The following is a 20,717-nucleotide window of genomic DNA, read 5'->3' on the forward strand; positions in this document are numbered from 1 at the left end:
AACACTGGTATCGCCGCGATTGTCAAAGATATGGGCAATAGAGAAATGGAAGAACGAATAAAGGCGCTGAAGTTTCACGAAGAAACAGGAATTGATTTGCCAAATGAGATAAGAGGGAAGGTCGGCAATCTTTTTGATAATGGCAGAGATGTTGAGTATGTCACCGCAGGTTATGGACACGGAATCTCAGTCACGCCCATCGCGATGGTGCGCGCCTTGTCCGCTCTCGCAAGTGGCGGAACCCTTCCAACACCTCGTGTCGTTAAACACACAAGAAAAAATGGAAAGATAATTAAAAAAGGAACAAACACAACAGGAGAAGTCCAAAGAGTCTTTTCAAAAGAAGTCAGCGACAAAGTTACAGAGATGCTTGTTAAAACAGTTGATGAATCACTTCTTGGCGGAACAGTCGCAAAGGAAAACTACAGCATAGCAGCAAAAACTGGAACCGCATCACTTGTTAATCCAGCGACTAAAAAATATTATGATGACAAATATCTCCACTCTTTCTTCGGGTATTTCCCAGCATCAGACCCTCAGTTTTTGGTGTTTATGTTTACAATAGAGCCAGAAGGCGCAAGATATGCCTCAGAAAGCATGACAAAACCATTTATGAGAATAGTCGATAACTTGATATCATATTATGATATACAGCCAGATAGATAAAAGAGAATGAAATAATAAAACATAAAATAGTTTTTATGAATATGAAATTATGAAACAGTTTTTCAAGAGAGTAATAAAAAAGATATTAATAGCATTTGCAAAACGCATATTAAAAAATAAAAAACCAACCACGATAGCCGTGGGTGGTAGTGTAGGCAAGACATCAACCAAAGATGCGATATTTTCAATAGCCACACCAAAGCACAGTAGAAAAAGTGAAGGGAATTACAATACTGATTTTGGACTGCCACTCTCTATTTTTGATCTCAAGAGCGGATTTAACAACCCTTTTATATGGACAAAAAATATGGTCGTTGCGTTTTTTAGGAGCTTTATATACGCAGGGGACTATCCAAAAAAATTGGTCCTTGAAGTGGGAATAGACGAACCAGGCGACATGCAAGAAGTGGCAGAGTGGTTTAGACCAAACATTGTATGCATGACCCAGATGTCTTCCGTGCCCGTCCATATTGAGAATTTCAAAAGTGTAAGCGATTTAGAAAATGAAAAAGCATATCTCGTTCGCGCCCTCAGAAAAAACGGGCTATTGATAATTAATGTTGATGATGAAAGATCTTCTGTTTTTAAGGAAGCAGCCAGTTCTGGTGTTGAAGTTGTTTCAATAGGTTTCTCTGACAAGGCGGATGTGAGGGCAGTAAATGTTTTTTCTGAGATAACAGACGAATGCACCGGACTGGTGAGTGGGGAAATAAAGACAAAAGATGGCGAAGTGCAGAAAGTGACAATAAACGGTGTCATAGGGGAGCATCATTTTTATCCCATTTTGTATGCATTTGCCGTTGGACTACACTTGGGCGTTTCGCTTGACGAACTCCAAAAGCAAACCGCTAATTATGTATCGCCAAAGGGCAGGATGAGAGTATATCCAGGGAGAAATGACAGCACGATAATAGACGACACATACAACTCCTCGCCAATAGCGATGAAAAAAGCGCTTGATACTTTTGAGAAGATATCAAACACAAAAGGGAAGAAGATTGCAGTCGTGGGGGATATGAAGGAACTTGGCGAATATGCGAAACTTGAACATCTAAAAGTGATGAAACACGCTTATGAAATCAGTGATACCATAATAACTGTTGGTAAAGATATGGCACAGGCGGGCAGAACGCTTATGAAAGAAAGAAGAGATTACAAGAAAATCAAAGTGGCGACAGACTCGCTTGATGCAGCGGAAGTATTGAAAGAAGAAATGACAGCAGGGGACACGATACTGATAAAAGGATCACAAGCAATGCGCATGGAAAAAACTGTTGCTGTAATTCTTGATGACCCCAACAGCTCAGATATGCTGGTAAGACAGAGCAAAGAATGGAGGAAGAGTTGATTATAATGTAAAATAAAAATATTGGCCCTATCGTCTAGCGGCTAGGACATCGCCCTCTCACGGCGAAAACCGGGGTTCGATTCCCCGTAGGGTCACATCATAAATTTATGTAAAACGATTTGGAGAGAAAAAGTAATGAAAAAGAACATCAAAAGGGGAGAGAAAGGGAGAAGGAACATAAGTCAAAATATGACCGACTATTGTTTTAATTACATCTTTACAAATTGTCTCTCAGGTGCTATAATGAAAGTATATGATGTCTGCATCTTTTCGTAGCAAAAAAAGTAAAGATGATTTTAAAGACAAAGAGCTTAATATAACTGTTGATGATTTTATATGGCTCTCAACCAACCCCGATTATGCAGGTGAGCTTGATTCAACCAAAGATGCGCCTTTTCAGAAATTAAATATAGACTTAAACGGTCTAAGGATATTTGATCTTGGCAAAAATATACAGATTTTAGAGAATATAAAAATTAAGATAAAAGAAAAAAGTGATGCGTTTTTGAACTCAAGTATTGGTTTTTTTCCTCTTCCAGTAGAATTATATAAAAATGGGATACTTTATTTAGTAAATGAATTAAATTCTATGGATGCCCGCATTGATGCCATAAGAGATGGTAGAAATATATCTTTGGTGGGCGATATATATGTTTTAGTAAATAAGAAAAAGAGGGCGATTCAAAAAGTTCATCAAGCAATTCGAGATGCAAAAATAAAGCAAGATAGTTTAAAAAATTAATCAATAAAAAATTATGAAGAAATTTTTATTTTTTTACTGCGGAACCCTTTCTTTTAATAGTCCAGAAGAGGCAAGGGAACATATGAGAAGATGGGTTTCTTGGTTAGAGAGCATAAAGAAATTTGTTTTTAAGCCAGGCATTCCACTAAAAGACCCTAAAAAAATAGGTATATATACTGTTGAAGGTGCAAAAATAAAAGATAAATCAGAAAGGTATGATGCAATAAGATTGGTCACAAAAAATCCTATTAGTATAAATATGTATGGTTTCGTAAAAACAAGTACGGAGATGAAAAAGAATGTGAAAGGATATTCTATAATGCAAGCTAATGATCTTGAAGAGGTAATAAAATTAATAAGAACTTGCCCGCATCTTAGATTTGGTTTTATTGATATAGTAGAAGTTAGAGAAATGAAAATGCTGAAAAAACCTAAAGAGAGTCATGGGCGTTCTTAAATAAACAAAAAGATACGCCTTGACAAAAATACCCAGTTTGATAGTATTAATATTAGGAAGGGTAGAGGTGAGAGACAATCCATTTCTCCAAGGGTCTCTTCTCTCCGAAGGCCCTTGGGACCTCCCCACGAGGGATTTCTTTAGCCTTTCAGTTCCTTGTTGCGAGGGAACACCCTTCCATCTAACTTTGCACCGGCTTTACTCTTTCGGTGATGGAGGAGAGAAGAAACAAAATATCATCATGCCCGCGTGCTGACCGCCCCCCATAGGCGGTCTTTTTTTGCCTATTGACAAAAATATGCCGCCTATGATAGATTAAGGGTGGAAAGGAAACCTTTCTAATCCCCCCAGTTTCGCAACAAGGATCGTTGCCAAGCTGGGGTTTTCCTTTTATATAGACCCTGTTGACAAAATAACCCCTGTTTTGATAATATTAATAGTGGAAGGGAATATGATTCTTTTTGCTCGGTTAGTCACACGGCGAGGCTGCAGAGTTAAAAGGGATTGTAAAGGGAAGATGAGATGAGGTTGGCCTTCCAACGGCCCAGCAGTTGGATAATCCTCCCCGATTAAAGTGGTATCTTGTCTCAAATTCCACATCCTATTAGTAATCCAAGAGAGGGGTTGCTTGTAGGGTGTCCTTCCCCTAACTTTTATTGTTCTGGCTTGTTTAGAGCAGAGAACAAAGAGCGGCAAAACCATGCCGACATATGCCCACCCCATTGCGGGTGGGTTATTTTTTGCCCCTTGACAAAAATATGCCACTTATGATAGTATTAATAGCGGAAGGCCTTTAATATAAAGTGTGAGGAGACACATTCCACACAGGAGCATCATGCATGTTTATTTTGGCGTTTAGTCAATTTAAGCTACGGGAGCATCGTATTTTTACAAAGAATACATAATATGATGCAACTCAAATCCTGAAAAGATGCTAAGACCATTTGATGGGCGCTAGAGACCCACTGGTCCTTACTTGTGTGAGTTGTTTAAGGAAGAGACTTTTTTTCTCCTACTTATATCCATCCTTGAGTAAGATGGTATCCTCCGCCTTTCATTAACCGGGGCTTCGTCTATAAACGGCGGAGCCCTTTTTAATGGTTTTATGGGGTAAAAATCACTGATAAATAGACGAAAAATTACCCCTTGACAAAAACATGCCATCTGTGATAGTATTAATAGTGGAAGGTCTGAGACATTTCCGCACAGGAGCATCATACATGTTTATTTTGGCGTTAGTCAATTTAAGCATGGGATAATTGATATGTATGTACTCGATACATATATGATGCTAAGACCATTTGATGGGTGCCATAGACCCACTGGTCCTTACTTGTGTGAGATGTTTAAGAGAAAGTGCTCTTATGCGCATCCTTGAGTAAGATGACGTAACCTTCACAAGCCACCCCTTTGGGTGGCTTATTTTATGAGAAATGATAAATAGACGAAAAATTTGCCCCCTTGACAAAAATATGCCACTTATGATAGTATTATAAATAGGGCGATGGAGGTAGGTATGATGGAGACACTCGCACTAAAAGACAAGGATCCTAAAAAGGAGGTCCTGAAAAGGACATTCTCACCCTTGAGTTGGTACCCTTTGATTTAGTGCGGTTGCACCGTCCGGAAGGAATCTCGAATGGTAACGGTAGAGTTTCATAGAAGCTTGATCGTCACCAAGACCCACAGCCTTTCGCGCACCCTGAGAAAGTGCAGTCCATATGGGTCAGCTTGTACCTCCTAAACCCTTTTGCATGACTCAACCACATCTGTGGTTGGGGGAATGGGACCACCCCGTGTGGTCCCTTTTTAATGCACTATGAGAAATGATAATAAAACAAAAGATTTTGCTGTTTTTATATCTGGTAGGGGTAGTAATTTAGAGGCGATATTAAAAGCAGATTTACGCCCAAAGGTGGTTATAAGTAGCAATCCAGATGCTAAAGGTCTTAATATAGCTAGGGACTACAACATCCCAACTGAGGTTGTTGATGGTAAAGGTTTTAATAAAAAGGATGATTTTAATAAAGAACTTAAAAAGGTTGCTGATATTTATAAACCGAATCTAATAGTTTTGGCTGGTTTTATGAAGATTTTATCAGCAGATTTTCTTTTATCTTATCCAAGGACGATAAATATACATCCATCTCTTTTGCCTAAATTTCCTGGCTTAGATACTCATCGCCGTGTTATTGAAGCAGGGGAGAAAGAGACAGGTGTGACTATTCACTGGGTGGATTCTGGTATAGACACTGGTGAAATAATAAAACAAGTATGTGTAAAAACTTTCCCCAATGATACCCCAGAGGCATTATCTGAGAGGGTATTGAGGGAGGAACATGCGATTTATCCTTGTATTATAAGGGAAATTTTGGAGAAAAGTTATTAACAATCTTTTTCCACATTTTCTGCCTTTTTTCCACAATATATAGAAAAATATAATCAGTGGGCAGAAATGATTACGGAGGTACTAACCATGTTTAACATCAACCCACAGGAAATTTCCTTTGAAGCCGAGCACGAGATAGTTGTTACTCCCGAGGAAGTGAATGAGTTTGCCAAAACCATTCCCAACGGAATCAGCACTCAGATGGAACGGTGACAACAAGGAAATTTGAAACCCCTGTTCTTTCCATATAAAGCGCAGGGGTTTCTTCTGCCAAAATCTCTTGTCATATCATTATTTTGATATATACTTTATTAAATGAAAAAAAGAAAAGAAATAAGAAAGGGTAAGTATAAGTTGCAAGCATTCCGTTCAAGCGCGGGTCTTGGCTTGAAAACGCTTGAAAGGATACCTGATGGGCGGTTTGTTGCTGAATATACAGGATATGAGCTTACTTCTGACGAAGCAGAGAAAAAAGGAGGTAGGTATTTATTTGAGATATCTTCAAGGAGGGTAATAGATGGCTCTCCAAAGTGGAATATAGCGAGGTATATAAATCATTCATGCCGACCAAACTGCGAGGCGGTCAATTCAAAGGGGAGAATATACATATATGCGATAAAGAATATAAAGGAGGGAAGCGAGATAACATATAGCTACGGCAGGGTGTATTTCAATGATTTTATAAAGAAAGGGGGTTGTAAGTGCCAATATCACCTAAAAAACAGAGGTGGTAGGTGAATTTTTTGCTATAATATAGACCATATATGCGATTTTTCATTTTTTTTATAATTTTATTGGTTCTTTTAGCAATCAGTTATTTCATATATTATAGTTATTTTTTTATCCCAGATCAGTCGGCAGATGAGGAAGTGGATGAGGGTGTGGGTGTGATAACCAATGTTACTCTTATAGAAAAAACGGAAACTTCTATAATTCCAGATCAACAAGAAAGTGAGGAGATTGATACCGGTGGTCCACAAGAAGGAGATTTTTTTATACACCCGAGTGAAGATGGTTCTAATCAAGTTGAAGAATCAGGTGCGCTTCCATAAAAAGTTTTATGTCAGAAAAAAATAGTTTAAATTGGTCTTTTCAAACAATATCAGATGTAGAATTAAATCTGAAAACATCTGCTACAAGAGGTTTGTCAGAGAGTGAGGCGAAGAGGCGTTATGCTGAGCATGGTCCAAATGAGATAAAGATTAAAAATGAAAGAAGTTTTTTTCAGAGTTTCATAGAGAAGATATTAAATCCTATATCATTAATCCTTCTTCTTTCTGGTATTGTTTTAGTTTCTTTGGATATGAATGCAGATGCGTTTATAATTTTTCTAACTTTTTTTATAAATTTATTTATAGGTTTGATTCAAGAAGGAAAAGCTTCAAAGGCATTTCAAAAGTTAAGACATTTTCAAAAGTTTCCTTCTATTGTTATCCGCGGTGGGAAAAAGAAAAAAATACCAAGTGAGGAACTAACTATAGGCGATCTTGTTTTATTGAGAAGTGGAATACACATTCCCGCGGATATGAGAATAGTCCGAGAAACAGATCTTTCTATAAATGAAGCGGCTTTGACAGGGGAGTGGGATTCTATAAAGAAAAACACAATGATAAATGCCCATGCACCAAAAATCTTTGAGGCAGGGAATATGGCGTGGAAAGGAACACTTGTTGTTGATGGTTATGGTGCAGGAATAGTAACAGAGATAGGTAAAGATACACAGATAGGCAAAATATCTGAGACATTGCTTGAAAAGGGTGGCAGAACGCCCCTCCAAAAAGCGACCGCTTCGCTTGCGAGATTCCTTACTTTCATAATAGTATTTGCCATTGCGCTTATATTTATACTTGGATTTTTGCGCGGTTTTCCGATTGCTGATTTGTTTTTGACATCTATTGCGGTTGCCGTTGCTGCGATACCGACTGGTCTGCCCGTTGCCATCACTTTTGTCCTTGTTTTGGGAATGATAACACTTCTGAAAAACGGAGGGTTGGTGAGAAGCCTGCTTGCCACAGAAACACTTGGCTCAACAACTCTCATAATCTCAGACAAAACAGGAACCATAACAAAGGGACAGATGCGTTTACAATCCCTTATTTTGCCTGATGGAAGGGAGTTTAGAGCAGATGGTGAAAGAGAGGATGCCCTTTCGCCATCTGAAAGAAGGCTTTTGCTGGCTGCGCTATGGGGGACAGACGGCCAAAGCGTCAAAGAAGGTGATAAAGATTCTGTAACAGGAAGTCCAATTGATCGCGGTATATATGATTCGGCAAAGTTGCTTGGCATAACAAGAGAGTCAACTGAAAAATACTGCGTCAGGATGGCGTATTGTCCTTTTCATTCCAATCGCGGTTATTCATCATCAATAAACAAGGATGACAAAGGGTTGCATACATATACGGTCGGAACTCCAGAAAAAATTATTGAAGCATCAAAATACACTACGGGCTCTTCGGGTATTCTGCAAAAAATAGAAAGCGGTAGAAGAAAAAAACTTTTTGAACTTTTAGAAAAATATACCAAAAGAGGAGACAGAGTGATTGGCGTTAGTTATACGCCTATAAAAGATTTTGATGGTGTGAATGTGCCTAAGCAGTGTCAAAACTTTATGCAGGATTCTCATTTTCTTGGCTTTCTTTTATTCACCGATCCGATTCGCGTTGGTGTCGCAGAATCTGTTAAAGATATAGAGTCAAAGGGTGTTAGGGTTGTGATAGCAACAGGTGATAACCAACAGACCGCAGTGCATATAGCAAAAGAGGTTGGAATTGCTGATGATGAAAATAATAAAGGACCTATGGCGATAAACGGCAGTGATCTTGAAGAAATGGGAGATAGTGAATATGATGAAATAACAGAAAATACTCAGGTGTTCTCAAGGATGTCGCCAAAACAAAAGCTACAACTTTGTAAATCTTTTCAAGAAAGAGGTGAGATTGTTGCGATGACAGGGGACGGGATAAACGATGCTCCGGCACTTCATCACGCCTCAATAGGAATCGCGCTTAATTCTGGGACAGAGGTTGCAAAAGAGGCGTCTGACCTCATACTTGTAAAAAAGTCAGGCAACTTCTCAACCATAGTGAGAGCGATAGAGGAGGGGCGTAAAATTGCTGAGAATATAAGAAAGATAGTTCTATATCTGCTCTCTACTTCTTTTAGTGAGATTATCCTCGTTGGGTCAGCGGTGTTGGTTGGTGTCGCCATACCACTTTTGCCCGCACAGATTTTGTGGGCGAATCTGATTGAGGAAGCATTTATTAGTTTTGCATTTGCGTTTGAGAAAGGAACAAGAGATGCGCCTGCCCAGAGAAGGATTATAACGAAAGAGATGAAGCGACTTATAATGGCGATGGCGTTAATAACAGGTGCCACTTTGAGTGCGCTGTATTTTGTCTTACTTCAGTTTGATTTGTCTATAGAAGTCGTGAGAACCATTGTATTTGTTGCATTATCTATTGATTCTATGTTCCTAATTTTCTCCCTTAAAAATCTTAGAAAGCCGTGCTGGAGGACCAATTTGTTTGATAACAAACATCTTGTAGGCGCTATAGCAATCTCAATAGTGCTGTTATTCCTCGCATTCTTCATAACTCCTCTGCAAAATCTATTGTCACTTACAGAGTTTTCATACATTTATTTTGTGATAGGTGTTTTGGTTGGAATAATTGATCTCATTTTAATTGAAATAGCAAAAAGAAAGATAATAAACAAAACACCAGACATGAAAACAGCGAGCTAAAACCGTCATTTGTGATGTTGTGTTTTGTGTAGTATCATAATCGGTAATGGAAATATCATTAACAGTTGCTATTTTGCTGATAGTTGTTTTTGCGGCTCTTGCTGGCTTTATTTCTTTTTTGTATGCAAAGAAGGCAAAAAAGAACACTGACGGTGAGGAGGGCATTTTGCAAAAAGAGATGCAACTTCTCAGAGAGCAGTTGGGTGGGATGCAAAAGAGTTTTGATGACAGATTGCACAAAAGTGGAGAAACGACACAGCGAGCGCTTGAAAAACAATTAGAGAGTTCGCAGAAAGTTATAGAAAGCGTTACAAAAGAACTTTCAGAGGTGAAACAGATAGGGAAGCAGACCCTTTCATTTACAGAGCAACTTGGTCAATTAGAAAAAATACTCTCAAACCCAAAACAAAGAGGCGAGCTTGGTGAATATTATCTTGAGAACATATTGATAAACATACTTCCTCCAGGAATATATGAAACGCAATATGAGTTTAAGGGCGGAGATAGGGTTGATGCGATAATTCGGTTGGATGACAAGATATTGCCGGTTGATGCAAAGTTTTCACTTGAGAATTATCGCCGTATGATAGAAACATCATCAGACTCTGAGAGAGAACAATATCAAAAGCAGTTTAAGACAGATTTGAAAAATAGGATAGATGAGACATCAAAATATATAAAGCCAGAAGAGGGGACTATGGATTTTGCTTTTATGTTTATCCCTTCAGAAACACTTTATTATGATTTGCTGACAAATAAAGTTGGGTCTGGTGTGACAAGTGAGAATCTGATTGAATACGCGTATTCTCAAAAGAAAGTAATAATAGTTTCACCAACGACATTTCTCGCGTATTTACAGACAGTCCTGCAAGGGCTTAAAACTTTGGAGATTGAGAAAAAGACACAAGATATAATCAAACAGCTCTCCAGTTTGCATAAACACAGCAGAAAATCAGTTGAGATAATAGGGAAAATGGGAAATAGTTTAAGCACAGCAGTAAATCACTACAATATCGCATATAAAAATCTTGTAATGCTTGATAAAGATATTATAAAAATAACCGATAGCAGTGAGAAACCCTTGCTCCCCTCAGAGATTGAAAAACCGCTGTAGTTTTTATTTAAAGAAGTGGAAAGCCCAGACGAGAATCGTCTGGGCTTCATGGGAACTAACGGGATTGCGGAGTGGGAGGATTCAACCCAGTTGCGCCACAATATCCGCAAATGGGAGACACGACTTTCTCATTTGAGAAACTGTTTGTCGCTTGGCAAGCGCGACAATCCCAAGAAACTCTTCCATCAAACCATTTTGTATACATAACTCTACCTCCTTTGTTTTTCCTAAAAAGAACCTAAAAATCATATTATCACATATCTAATAACATATCAATCAAGGTATGAAAGGGTCGCGAGGTGTGGGGGCGAACGGAATAGGTTGGAAAAATAGGTCCGACCGCAACGAGCCTGCGAGTTGCGTCAGCGAGTGGCGAAGCCACGAGCGATAATAAATAAAGACACCCCCGACTTGTGGGTCGGGGGTGCTGGGGCTTTACCCAATCAAGGTTTCATCCGTGATCTTGGTGATCGTCCTCTGAAGTATCGTATTGGAGTATCATCGTAACGATGCCTCCATCACAATAATTCGAAAGGCTCTCATCTTGAGCGGATGAAGGGGAAGGTGGGTAATAGTAATACCCGAAAACTACCTTCCTCCTCTTTTTGTCAATATTGAGACTGAAGTTGTAAAGCTCGCCACCTTTTTGAAGATGGCATTTGCCCTCAACAATCTCTGTCCTCTCTGCGAAAAGGGGACCCTCTATCTTACTTGCGAGGATGTCTTCCTCCAAGGTTTGAGGGTCGATATCAGCAGGCGGGGTCTCGGGGGGAGGGAGAGGAATCATGCTCTCATCAGTTGAACTCTGATGAAAAAACTTGGTCGCTATCCCTCCGTCAGCCATCACTCCGGCAGTCGCCTCTCCGTGCCCTCCAAGCAGAGGGAGAGAAAGAATCGAGATAAAAGCGCCCATCAACATGGACAAAAGTGTGCGCATGGCGTATACCTCCTTAGGTTTTGCCAAAAACCGAAAGCAGATGAATTACAAAGCGCAATCCATCATGGAAAGCCCTATATGAAAGAGCAACTGCTTTTATACTATCATATACCCTAAATATGTCAAGTCCAGTAGATTTGCAAAATTCTCATATATGTTTTAAAATATCCAATTATTATCATGTTTGCAGTAATTGAAACAGGTGGAAAGCAATATAAAGTCGCGGAAGGCGATGTTATAACTATTGAGAAAATAGATGAGGAAGTGGGGAAGCCAATCTCATTTGAAAAGATACTTTTGATTGATGATGGGAAAGAGACCAAATTGGGAGATCCTTATCTCAAGGGGGCAAAGGTGAGTGGCAAGATAGAGAGTGAAATAAGAGGGAAGAAGGTGTCTGTTATCAAATTTAAGAGGAAAATAAACTACTTCAGAAATTACGGACATAGACAGCCGTACACAAAAGTAAAAATAACTGAGGTCAAAAACGCTTAATTCTTTTTATTCAAAGAATTACGGCTTTTTATGGCGTGGAGGATTGTGTTTGCATCAGAATATTCAAGCTCAGACCCAGAGGAAAGACCGCGACCCAAAACGGTGATTTTTATTTTTGGAAATTGTTTTGATACTGAGTTCTGAATTATATCTGTTGTATGGTCGCCATTTGGTGTCGCAGAAAACGCAAGAACAACTTCTCCAAGACCTTCATTTACCATCTTTTTTATAGTGTTGTGAAAATAACTAAGGGCTCCGCTGTCTTCTTGTGAGTTTGTCATAGGGATTAATCTCCCCAAAACGATGTATTTACCCTTGTATTCTTGACTGCTCTCTATGGCATACACATCAGAATCTTTTTCAACCACCATAACAATTTTTCCATCTCTTGTTTTATCACCACATATATTACATTTTTTATTTACCGAGTGATTACAAAACAAGCCACATTCCTCGCATTTTTTTATATCTCTAACGATAGAGTTCATCGCTTCTGATACTTCTTTTATGTTTTTGTCGTCCATTCGTAACAGTTCATAAACAAATCTTTTTGCCTGTCTTTCGCCTATGCCAGAGAAACTTGTAAAGAACTTCTTTAGACGCAGAAATCTTTCGTCATTTATCATATTATACCTGCTCTTCTTCTGAGCTCATCCCCACAGTGCTTTCGTCATAACTTTCTTTTGCAAGTTCGTTAAATGTTATTTTCCTCTTGTTGAAGTGTAGCTCTGTTTTTCCTGTTGGTCCGTTTCTGTGTTTTTCTATCAATATCTGAACATTATGATCATCCATCCTATCCTCTACATCTCTTGGGTTGAAGTGAAGAAATGTCACAACATCCGCATCTTGCTCTATAGAACCTGAATCTCTCAGGTCTGAAAGTCGCGGTCTTCCTCCTCTTTTTTCTATCTCACGGGAAAGCTGGGATAAGGCAAGGACGGGCAAATCAAGCTCTCTCGCCAATTGTTTCAAAGAACGGGATATTTCCGTTATCTGCTGGACCATAGAGTCGTTGTATCTGGTGGTGGAGGGGGTTATAAGCTGCAGATAATCCACAATAACAAGATCTATATCTTTTTCTTTTTTCATCCTTCGAGCCGCAGTTCTGATGGCGGTTATAGAGTTTGCAGGTCTGTCGTCTATGTATATAGGGGCTCTTGATAACATATCTATCGCATCATTTATTACAACCAAATCATCATCAGAATTTATCCGTCCAACTCTTAAACGCCACGCATCAATCTGTGCTTGTGATGCAATCATTCTATCAATTAATTGTTGTGCACTCATTTCAAGAGAGAATATACCAACTTTTGTGTTGTGTGAGACTGCGCTCTTTCTTGCTATATCAAGTGCGAGAGCTGTTTTACCAACTCCAGGTCTTGCTGCAAGTATTATCAAATCTGATTTTTGTAATCCTGCCAACATGTTATCAAGAGAATCAAAACCAGTTCTTACACCACGAATTTTATTTTTGTTATCTCTAAGGTTTTGAAACCTTGAATACGCCTCTGAAAGTTCAGGTCCGATGGCTTTGTATTTTTGAACATCTTGAGTTAAAGATATATCATAAATTGTTTTATCTGCTTCACCGATTAATTGCTCCAAGTCCTCTTCATGTTTTTCATATCCCATTTGAGCAATTTTTTCTCCCGCTTGTATCAAATTCCTCTGTATGCTTTTTCTCTTTATGATAGATGCATAGTGTGGGGCATGGATGGAAGATGTGACAGAGTTGGAGAGGGTGGCGAGATATTTATGTCCGCCAACTTCATCAATCTCACCTTTATCTTTTAATACCGAAGCGACTGATAAAATGTCTATTGGCTTGTTGTCTTTGTATAGGTAAGATATCGCATCATAAATGCTTTTGTGTGTCTGGATATAAAAATCTTTATGAGTGATTATGTCAGAAATTGAGAAAAGTATTTCTGGATTTATAAGAATCGCACCGATAAGCGCTCTTTCTGTTTCCTCATCATAAGGTAGTTTTCTGAAATCGTTTTCCATTGACTATTATCTTACTACCTCCACGCGACAATAAGCAAAGGTGGATAGGTGGGAAGTGTCTATAAGAATTTGTGGAAAACACGCCGCACGACTTATTTCTTGCCGTAGGGAACAATGACAGGACCTTTCTTGGTGTCTTTTATATCAAAACCAAAAGATTGTATCTTTTGCCTCAATTTATCCGCTCCGTCAAAATCCCTTTTCTTTCGTTTTTCCTCTCTTTCTTTAACCAATTGATTTACTTCAGACGGAACGCTTATAGGTGGGTTATCTACAATACCCAAAGATAAAAGATTGTCACAGAATTCAATAGCATATTTTTTTACGCCATTTTTTGCGCCATCATCCCTTAATACTTCCCAGAGTATGCCCAACACTTTTGGCGTGTCCAGATCGTCATATAGTGCGTTCAAAACAGATTCTTTGAAAGAGTTGTCCGCCACTGCCTTCTCATTTTTCAAATCGTTATATATTTCTATCATTCTGTTCCGCGTTATTGATGCGCCTTCAAGTGATTCATAATTAAAATTCATAGTCCTTTTGTAATGCGCTGTTAGTAAAAGATATTTGTATGAAAGGGGAGATAAGCCTTTGTCTTTTATATCATCAAGTAAAATCGTGTTGTTCTCAGACTTTGCCATTTTTTTATCTTTCATAGTTATAAAAGCATTGTGCAACCAATAGTTAGCAAGCGTGCCACCAACTATTGCTGAGGTTTGGGCTATCTCGTTGTTGTGATGAACCGGTATGTGATCAATCCCACCTGTATGTATATCTATTTTTTCTCCAAGAAGATTTAATGCCATCGCAGAACACTCTATACTCCAACCAGGGAAGCCAACGCCAAATGGGGAGTCCCACTCTTGTTGTCGCTTTTCCCCTTCTTTTGGAAATCTCCAAAGACAAAAATCTGACGGGTTTCTTTTTTCTCTGTTCTCTTTTATCCTCCCAATTGTTTTTCTGTCTGTAAATCTTATCCGCCCAAGCAATCCGTAGCGGTTGAATTTTGAAGTGTCATAATAAACGCCATCTGTTATTTTGTATGTGTAACCAAGAGCCTCTAATTTTTTTATCATCTCTATTTGCTCGTTTATATAATCAGTCGCCTTGGGGAAGATATATTCCTTTTTCTCTATTCTCAAAGAATCAAGATCAGAGAAAAAATATCCTGTCATTTTATCCACAACATCACGCACCTTCATCCCTGCAGATTTTGCCGCTTTTTCCACCTTGTCTTCGCCCAAATCAGCATCATCTGTTAGATGACCCACATCTGTTATATTTATGACATATTTAACCCTATACCCAGAGGAAACAAGTGTTTTTCGCAAAATGTCCGCAAATACATAAGCTCTCAGATTGCCTATATGAGCCCTATCATATACGGTGGGGCCACAGGTATAAACGGTTATATTTTTGCTTGATATGGGAATAAACTGCTCTTTTCTGTCGGTGAGCGTATTGCTAAGATATAGCGGTTTCCTCTTAGAACCAATTCCTAATTTTGATAAAAATGAAAACATTGATATTGATATAAAGTAAAGTATAGCACAACCTACACATCTTTCATTTTTTAGGTTATAATTGTTTATATAAAAGTCATAAAATGTATAGAAGAAGCAGTAAAAACAGAAAAAGAGTGCGAATAATAACAGATGTCCTTATTGGTTTTGCCGTGGGAGTTGGAGTTTTAGTTTCTGAAGACATCTACTCATTTAAAAAGCAGGGAATGGAAGAAGTCACGAGAGATTACCCAACAAATCAATATGATGTTGATTTAGATTTATTCTGGGAGACATGGCAGATTCTTGATGAAAGTTTTATTCCAAACCCAGATAAAGAAAAAGTTACAGACGAGGAAAAAGTAGAAGGTGCGATTCGCGGTCTTGTCTCATCTTTTGGAGATCCATACACAACATTTCTCCCTAAAAAAGATAGAGAAAAATTTATTTCAGATATTATAACAGGGCAATTTGGTGGTGTTGGAATACACATAACGACTGCTAACGGACTTCTTACAATAGTTGCACCACTCAAAGGAACACCGGCAGAAAAAGCAGGTCTGCAAGGAAAAGACATAATAACAAAAATTGATGGAGTGGATGCAAGAGGGATAAGCACAGAAGAAGCGGTTGAAAGAATAAGAGGGGAAAGAGGAACAAAAGTAACACTCACAATTATAAGAGAAGGTCGGGAGCCATTTGATGTTGATGTTGTGCGAGACATAATAAGAATTCCATCAATACAGGCATCAATAAGAAGTGACGGCATATTTATAATAGAAATAATTAATTTTTCTGTCAGATCCATCTCTGATTTTCGCTTAGCATTAAGAGAATTCATAAAGTCAGATGCAGAAGCGCTGATAATTGATCTTCGCAACAACCCTGGCGGTTTGCTTGAAGCATCCGTTGAGATGGCAAGTTTTTTCCTACCTTTTAATGAAGTTGTTTTGTATCAAACACCGTTAGATGGAAGAGGAGAAGACAAAGCGCACATAAGCAAGGGCTATAATGTTTTCAAGGGCAACAATCCACCTATGGCTATTTTGGTTAATGAAGGAACCGCATCAGCATCTGAAATACTTGCCGGTGCGTTGGAACATCACAATGTGGGAACTATAATCGGGACTAAAACATTTGGAAAAGGCTCCGTTCAGAGATTTTTTGAGTTGCAGGATGAGGCATCCCTAAAAGTTACCATATCTCATTGGAAAACTGCAGACGGGACATTTATCTCTGGAGATGGAATAGAGCCAAGCATAATTGTAAAAGACGACAGAGATACAGAAGTTGATGAGGTTGTTGAGAGAGCGGTAAAATTTCTTAAAGAAAAAATATGAAGGTATTAATGAAAAAATCACTACAAAAGGTTGGGTCAAGCGGCGAAGTCGTGGAAGTTAAAGATGGCTTCGCGATGAATTATCTGATACCAAACAATATAGCAGTGCCGGTGACTAAAAAGATACTTGAGAATATGAAAGAGAGGGAAGAGAAAAAAATAGAACACACAGCAGAAGAATTAGAGAAGTTGTCTGATTATCTTGTAAAAAATAATTTTTCATTGGTGATGGAGAAAAAAGCAAACGAGCAAGAAAATTTATTTGAAAAGATAACAGACAAGGACATAGCACAAGAAATTGTAAAAGTTTCTGGCATAGAAACACAGCCAAAGGTAGAGATGGCAGAAGAAACGATAAAAAAGGTTGGTGAATATATGGCAAAAATAACCCTTGGGAGCATATCAAAAGATATAAAGATATATGTTCGTTCGATACAATAAAAAAGAAAAGATGCGTGGCGCACTTCTTGCCCGCGTGGTCAGGGCTCTCATGCGACCCTACGCAGGAATCTTGGCAGCAGATGAAAGACCTTCCTCTATGAACACGCGCTTCAAGTCGCTTGACATAACCCCAAGCGTGGATAGGAGAAGGGAATACAGAGATTTGCTTGTTACAACAGAAGGGATAGAAAAATATGTTACAGGCGTGATTTTGTCTGAAGAAACATTTAACCAAAACATATTGAGAGAGATTCCATTTCCTAATTTTTTGGAAAATCTTGGGATAATAACAGGGATAAAAGTAGATGAAGGGACAGTTCCAACAAAAGGCACATCTATAGAAAGAGTGACACTCGGGTTGAAAAACTTGCCAAACAGATTGGAGAAGTTTAAGAAAGGGGGCGCACTGTTTGCAAAATGGAGATGTGTCTTTCACATACTTGGAAATGAAATGCCGTCTAATATAGTAATCTCAAAAAACACAATAGACCTTGCGGCATACGCGAGGATGTGTGTTGATGCTGGTATTGTCCCTATCGTAGAGCCAGAAGTTTTGTCAGATGGCGCACACACCGCAGAAAAGGCAGGGGAAGTGATTGAAAAAATTTTAAGACGGCTCTATTTAGAGATTGAGAAACAAAATATATCGTTTGAGCATATAATACTCAAAACATCAATGGCGACCTCTGGAAAAAATGCGCAGACAAAAATGGACCCCGAAGAAGTAGCAGAGCATACTATGAACGCTTTATGCAAGACAACTCCGCATGATATAGGTGGCGTTGTGTTCTTGTCGGGAGGGCAGAGTGCTTTTGAGTCAAGGCAAAATTTAAATGCGATAAAAATAATGGCGGATGAGATAAGGGCTCCGTTTGATTTAAGTTATTCTTTTGGTAGGGCATTACAAGATGATGCCTTGAGAAGATGGTTGGGGATAGGAAATAAAAAAGGAGAAGCCCAACAGATATTTATGAAAGTGCTTGAAAAAACCGCGATGGCGCGTGAAGGGATTTCTGCGGAATAGGGCATATGAAAAAGTGAAGCCACAGCAAATCCCTTTGCTGTGGCTACGGTGATCACGGAGTGGCATCTCCATTTTTCAGTGACTTGGTGAACTTGGTGAGTATGCGTTCCAGTGCCCGAAAGAGAATATCAAAAGATCCCTCTGTTATCTTAAACACATAGAAAAGCACCTTGTGGAATGCCAAGCCCAAGATGTGACAAGCAACCAAAAAAAGGATGGGTGTAGAAAGCAAAACAAACCCGAACCACCATGGAACCGCTTCAAGGAAGGAATAAACATTGCAGAAAATGATTGCATTGAACAAGGAAGCATACCACATCATCTTCAAGTTTTCCCTGTTTTCTTCAAGAGATCCAAGCTTCCATTTTCCACTTGGAATTGTAGAAAAATGACCGTATTTAAAGGCGCCGGATCCTTGCAGGGCAAATGTTTTCATCAACATGAACCCAAAGACGATTATCATAAGGGCACTCCAGAGCCCCAACAAAAAACCCCCTGCTTCGCTCACCATAACAAACTCCACAAATTCCATCTTCTTACCTCCTGCCACAATTCGTGGCTTTGAAAAAGAACAGTAAGGGATTGGATAAGACCAAAACCTTGTATTCATATGATACCACAAAATGTGGAAAAGACGAAGCCCCGCACCGAGCCAAATGGCTCAAGTGCGGGGCTGGTGTGTGTGGCTCATTATTCTTCTGGTGACAACCACATCATCACCAAACCGAACAGGGCAAACACAGCCGGTATGCTTAAACTAGCCACTGCAAGGATGATGTTTCCGAATAATATGGCTATTGGAGAATACCATTCAGTACTCGACTCCACGGTGAAATTGAGTATGATGAGTGCAACCACATTAAACAAGAAAGTGCGAGCTATTATCCTACGAATTCCTTTGCTCAAGCCTTCTTCTTCGAACCATAAAGTAAGTATGATGTAACCTGTACACACATTAACAAGGAACCAAAGACCGAAGACAAACCAACCAACGCCTGAAAACGACAGGGATTCCATCTTCCTACCTCCTGCCACAAATCGTGGCTTTGAAAAAGACCAGTAAGGGATTGGATAAGACCAAAACCTTGTATTCATATGATACCACAAAATGTGGAAAAGACAAAGCCCCGCACCGAGCCAAATGGCTCAAGTGCGGGGCTGGTGTGTGTGGCTCGTGTAGTTTAATCTATCGTTTCCACAAGTTTGTCGTACAACCTAGTGAACGGCATGTTACACGATTTGCAGAGCTTTTTGAAAACGACTCCCAATCCCTCAAAAAGGAAATAAAAGAGTCCTTTTACTACACTGGTCACGAGATAGAATGCTATCTTGACTGGATATGCCAAAATGGCGGCAATGCCGGCAACAAAGACATGCCAAAACAACACGATGACCCATGCCCACCACGGAACCACATCCGCAACAAAAAGAAGGGCGCCGAGTATGACTACATTATATATGAATATGTAGTACATTACCTTAAAGACCGGCTCGAGTTTTTGGATAGACCCGTTATCAAGACTCTTGCATGCATTATACCAGTCTACTTCCAAAATGGAAAAGGCTAATATGACACAAGATACACAAAACCCCGCAAGCCAAACAAAGCCGAGAGGGTGTCCCATCACAGAATAAGTATATACAAACTCCATCTTCCTACCTCCTGCCACAAATCGTGGCTTTGAAAAAGAACAGTAAGGGATTGGATAAGACCAAAACCTCGTATCTAAACTATACTATAAATTATACAATTATACAAATATTAGGTCTTACTATTTTTAGGTAGTCAGAAGTATCAACCGCCACACTAACCCTTCTGTCCGCACAGTTAAAGACAATCCTTGGCCTGTTTGCTGTTATCGTGTCAATATATACGGGTATATTAAATAAAGTGCCAAATGGGGGAATGCTGCCTGGCTCAAGCCCATCTGTGAGTTTATCAAGTTCTTCTAAAGATGCCAAAGTAACTTCCGTTGCACCAAGTAATTTTGCAACTCTTTTTTCTTTGAAACGATCATCTCCTGGTATCACAAGCTGGACAAAAAAAGTAGTGCGCTTGTCATTGTTTCTTGCTTTTACAATTAACGATTTTGCAGAGTCCTCAATGGAGTATTCATTGGGTCGGACTTGGGCTGCTTCCTCGCTTGTAACAACTGGGATATGTTCAAACCTGTCATAAAGACAGCCGCTCTCATCAAGAATGGACAATATGCGATTATGCGCACTGTGATAATTATGTGACATGAACCACCTTTTTTATATAAACCTTGCCGTTAAAATGCTTGTGTCTTTTCTCTGAAAAACTAATGCTACCTTCTTTGAGGGCAAACAAAGTATGATCTCTGCCCACTCCAACATTTTTACCTGCTAAAAATTTCGTCCCTCTCTGTCGCACTATTACAGAACCCGCTTTGGCAGGGGCACCATCTGCAAGTTTTACTCCAAGATATTTTGGTTTTGAATCGTGTAAATTCTTTGAACTTCCACCTGATTTCTTTGTTGACATACTAA

The 20,717-nt window shown here is 39.1% G+C and carries 23 protein-coding genes and 1 tRNA gene; 14 read left to right on the plus strand and 10 right to left on the minus strand.

Annotated features, from left to right (window positions below; translation table 11 throughout):
- The 10 genes from OXU73_01260 to OXU73_01305 form a co-directional block, all read left to right on the plus strand.
- Positions 1-666, plus strand: a 666-nt coding sequence (locus OXU73_01260; protein ID MDD9867942.1) for a penicillin-binding transpeptidase domain-containing protein, incomplete at its 5' end; no start/stop codon positions are given.
- A 49-nt stretch (positions 667-715) separates the two neighbouring features.
- Entirely contained in the window at positions 716-2,014 is a 1,299-nt protein-coding gene (locus OXU73_01265) for a UDP-N-acetylmuramoyl-tripeptide--D-alanyl-D-alanine ligase (GenBank protein MDD9867943.1), read from the plus strand.
- A gap of 23 nt (positions 2,015-2,037) precedes the next feature.
- Positions 2,038-2,109, plus strand: a tRNA-Glu gene (locus OXU73_01270).
- A gap of 158 nt (positions 2,110-2,267) precedes the next feature.
- The gene (locus tag OXU73_01275; GenBank protein MDD9867944.1) at positions 2,268-2,756 is read left to right on the plus strand and encodes a hypothetical protein; all 489 of its coding nucleotides are present in this window, start codon (positions 2,268-2,270) and stop codon (positions 2,754-2,756) included.
- Positions 2,757-2,769: 13 nt separating this feature from the next.
- Positions 2,770-3,213 (plus strand): YciI family protein, encoded by a 444-nt coding sequence (locus OXU73_01280; protein ID MDD9867945.1) that lies wholly within the window; start codon positions 2,770-2,772, stop codon positions 3,211-3,213.
- Positions 3,214-5,032: 1,819 nt separating this feature from the next.
- Complete coding sequence (purN, locus tag OXU73_01285) at positions 5,033-5,602, plus strand: phosphoribosylglycinamide formyltransferase (protein MDD9867946.1); 570 nt, start codon at positions 5,033-5,035, stop codon at positions 5,600-5,602.
- A 315-nt stretch (positions 5,603-5,917) separates the two neighbouring features.
- On the plus strand, positions 5,918-6,340 hold the full coding sequence (locus OXU73_01290; protein ID MDD9867947.1) for an SET domain-containing protein: 423 nt from the start codon (positions 5,918-5,920) through the stop codon (positions 6,338-6,340).
- A gap of 26 nt (positions 6,341-6,366) precedes the next feature.
- Positions 6,367-6,654 (plus strand): hypothetical protein, encoded by a 288-nt coding sequence (locus OXU73_01295; protein MDD9867948.1) that lies wholly within the window; start codon positions 6,367-6,369, stop codon positions 6,652-6,654.
- Positions 6,655-6,662: 8 nt separating this feature from the next.
- Complete coding sequence (locus tag OXU73_01300) at positions 6,663-9,344, plus strand: HAD-IC family P-type ATPase (GenBank protein ID MDD9867949.1); 2,682 nt, start codon at positions 6,663-6,665, stop codon at positions 9,342-9,344.
- Positions 9,345-9,390: 46 nt separating this feature from the next.
- Positions 9,391-10,458, plus strand: a complete 1,068-nt coding sequence (locus OXU73_01305; GenBank protein MDD9867950.1) for a DNA recombination protein RmuC — start codon at positions 9,391-9,393, stop codon at positions 10,456-10,458.
- A gap of 81 nt (positions 10,459-10,539) precedes the next feature.
- Here the strand turns inward: OXU73_01305 and OXU73_01310 are convergent, their stop codons facing one another.
- Together OXU73_01310 and OXU73_01315 are read right to left on the minus strand one after the other, a co-directional pair.
- Complete coding sequence (locus OXU73_01310; GenBank protein MDD9867951.1) at positions 10,540-10,707, minus strand: hypothetical protein; 168 nt, start codon at positions 10,705-10,707, stop codon at positions 10,540-10,542.
- Between the two features lie 202 nt (positions 10,708-10,909).
- Positions 10,910-11,377, minus strand: a complete 468-nt coding sequence (locus OXU73_01315; GenBank protein MDD9867952.1) for a hypothetical protein — start codon at positions 11,375-11,377, stop codon at positions 10,910-10,912.
- A gap of 198 nt (positions 11,378-11,575) precedes the next feature.
- Between OXU73_01315 and rplU the strand changes: the two genes are divergently transcribed.
- Positions 11,576-11,890, plus strand: a complete 315-nt coding sequence (rplU, locus tag OXU73_01320) for a 50S ribosomal protein L21 (protein MDD9867953.1) — start codon at positions 11,576-11,578, stop codon at positions 11,888-11,890.
- Here rplU and OXU73_01325 read toward each other — a convergent pair.
- The 3 genes from OXU73_01325 to cysS all read right to left on the minus strand — a co-directional run bounded on the left by OXU73_01325 (position 11,887) and on the right by cysS (position 15,423).
- Positions 11,887-12,516 carry a toprim domain-containing protein gene (locus OXU73_01325; GenBank protein MDD9867954.1) on the minus strand — a complete coding sequence of 210 codons (630 nt, stop codon included), beginning with the start codon at positions 12,514-12,516 and terminating at the stop codon, positions 11,887-11,889. The genes rplU and OXU73_01325 overlap by 4 nt on opposite strands.
- A 1-nt stretch (position 12,517) precedes the next feature.
- Positions 12,518-13,900, minus strand: a complete 1,383-nt coding sequence (dnaB, locus tag OXU73_01330) for a replicative DNA helicase (GenBank protein MDD9867955.1) — start codon at positions 13,898-13,900, stop codon at positions 12,518-12,520.
- Between the two features lie 92 nt (positions 13,901-13,992).
- Positions 13,993-15,423 (minus strand): cysteine--tRNA ligase, encoded by a 1,431-nt coding sequence (gene cysS / locus OXU73_01335; GenBank protein ID MDD9867956.1) that lies wholly within the window; start codon positions 15,421-15,423, stop codon positions 13,993-13,995.
- Between the two features lie 83 nt (positions 15,424-15,506).
- Here cysS and OXU73_01340 point away from each other — a divergent pair, with 83 nt between their 5' ends.
- The 3 genes from OXU73_01340 to OXU73_01350 are packed head-to-tail and all read left to right on the plus strand — an operon-like array spanning position 15,507 to position 18,206.
- The gene (locus OXU73_01340; protein ID MDD9867957.1) at positions 15,507-16,742 is read left to right on the plus strand and encodes a S41 family peptidase; all 1,236 of its coding nucleotides are present in this window, start codon (positions 15,507-15,509) and stop codon (positions 16,740-16,742) included.
- Positions 16,739-17,182, plus strand: a complete 444-nt coding sequence (rplI, locus tag OXU73_01345) for a 50S ribosomal protein L9 (protein MDD9867958.1) — start codon at positions 16,739-16,741, stop codon at positions 17,180-17,182. Before OXU73_01340 ends, rplI begins: the two co-directional genes overlap by 4 nt.
- Entirely contained in the window at positions 17,163-18,206 is a 1,044-nt protein-coding gene (locus OXU73_01350) for a fructose-bisphosphate aldolase class I (protein MDD9867959.1), read from the plus strand. Before rplI ends, OXU73_01350 begins: the two co-directional genes overlap by 20 nt.
- 52 nt (positions 18,207-18,258) lie before the next feature.
- Here OXU73_01350 and OXU73_01355 read toward each other — a convergent pair whose 3' ends face one another.
- From OXU73_01355 to rpmA, 5 genes are all read right to left on the minus strand, one after another.
- Complete coding sequence (locus OXU73_01355; protein MDD9867960.1) at positions 18,259-18,816, minus strand: hypothetical protein; 558 nt, start codon at positions 18,814-18,816, stop codon at positions 18,259-18,261.
- Positions 18,817-18,896: 80 nt separating this feature from the next.
- The gene (locus OXU73_01360; protein MDD9867961.1) at positions 18,897-19,301 is read right to left on the minus strand and encodes a hypothetical protein; all 405 of its coding nucleotides are present in this window, start codon (positions 19,299-19,301) and stop codon (positions 18,897-18,899) included.
- An 86-nt stretch (positions 19,302-19,387) separates the two neighbouring features.
- Entirely contained in the window at positions 19,388-19,759 is a 372-nt protein-coding gene (locus OXU73_01365) for a hypothetical protein (GenBank protein ID MDD9867962.1), read from the minus strand.
- Between the two features lie 190 nt (positions 19,760-19,949).
- Complete coding sequence (locus OXU73_01370) at positions 19,950-20,450, minus strand: hypothetical protein (GenBank protein MDD9867963.1); 501 nt, start codon at positions 20,448-20,450, stop codon at positions 19,950-19,952.
- Positions 20,440-20,712 (minus strand): 50S ribosomal protein L27, encoded by a 273-nt coding sequence (gene rpmA / locus OXU73_01375; GenBank protein MDD9867964.1) that lies wholly within the window; start codon positions 20,710-20,712, stop codon positions 20,440-20,442. The genes OXU73_01370 and rpmA overlap by 11 nt, the downstream gene beginning before the upstream one ends.
- Positions 20,713-20,717 lie beyond the last annotated feature (5 nt).

It is taken from the genome of Candidatus Campbellbacteria bacterium (assembly GCA_028817035.1).
Taxonomy (GTDB): domain Bacteria; phylum Patescibacteriota; class Minisyncoccia; order Phycocordibacterales; family JABAAK01; genus JAPPQH01.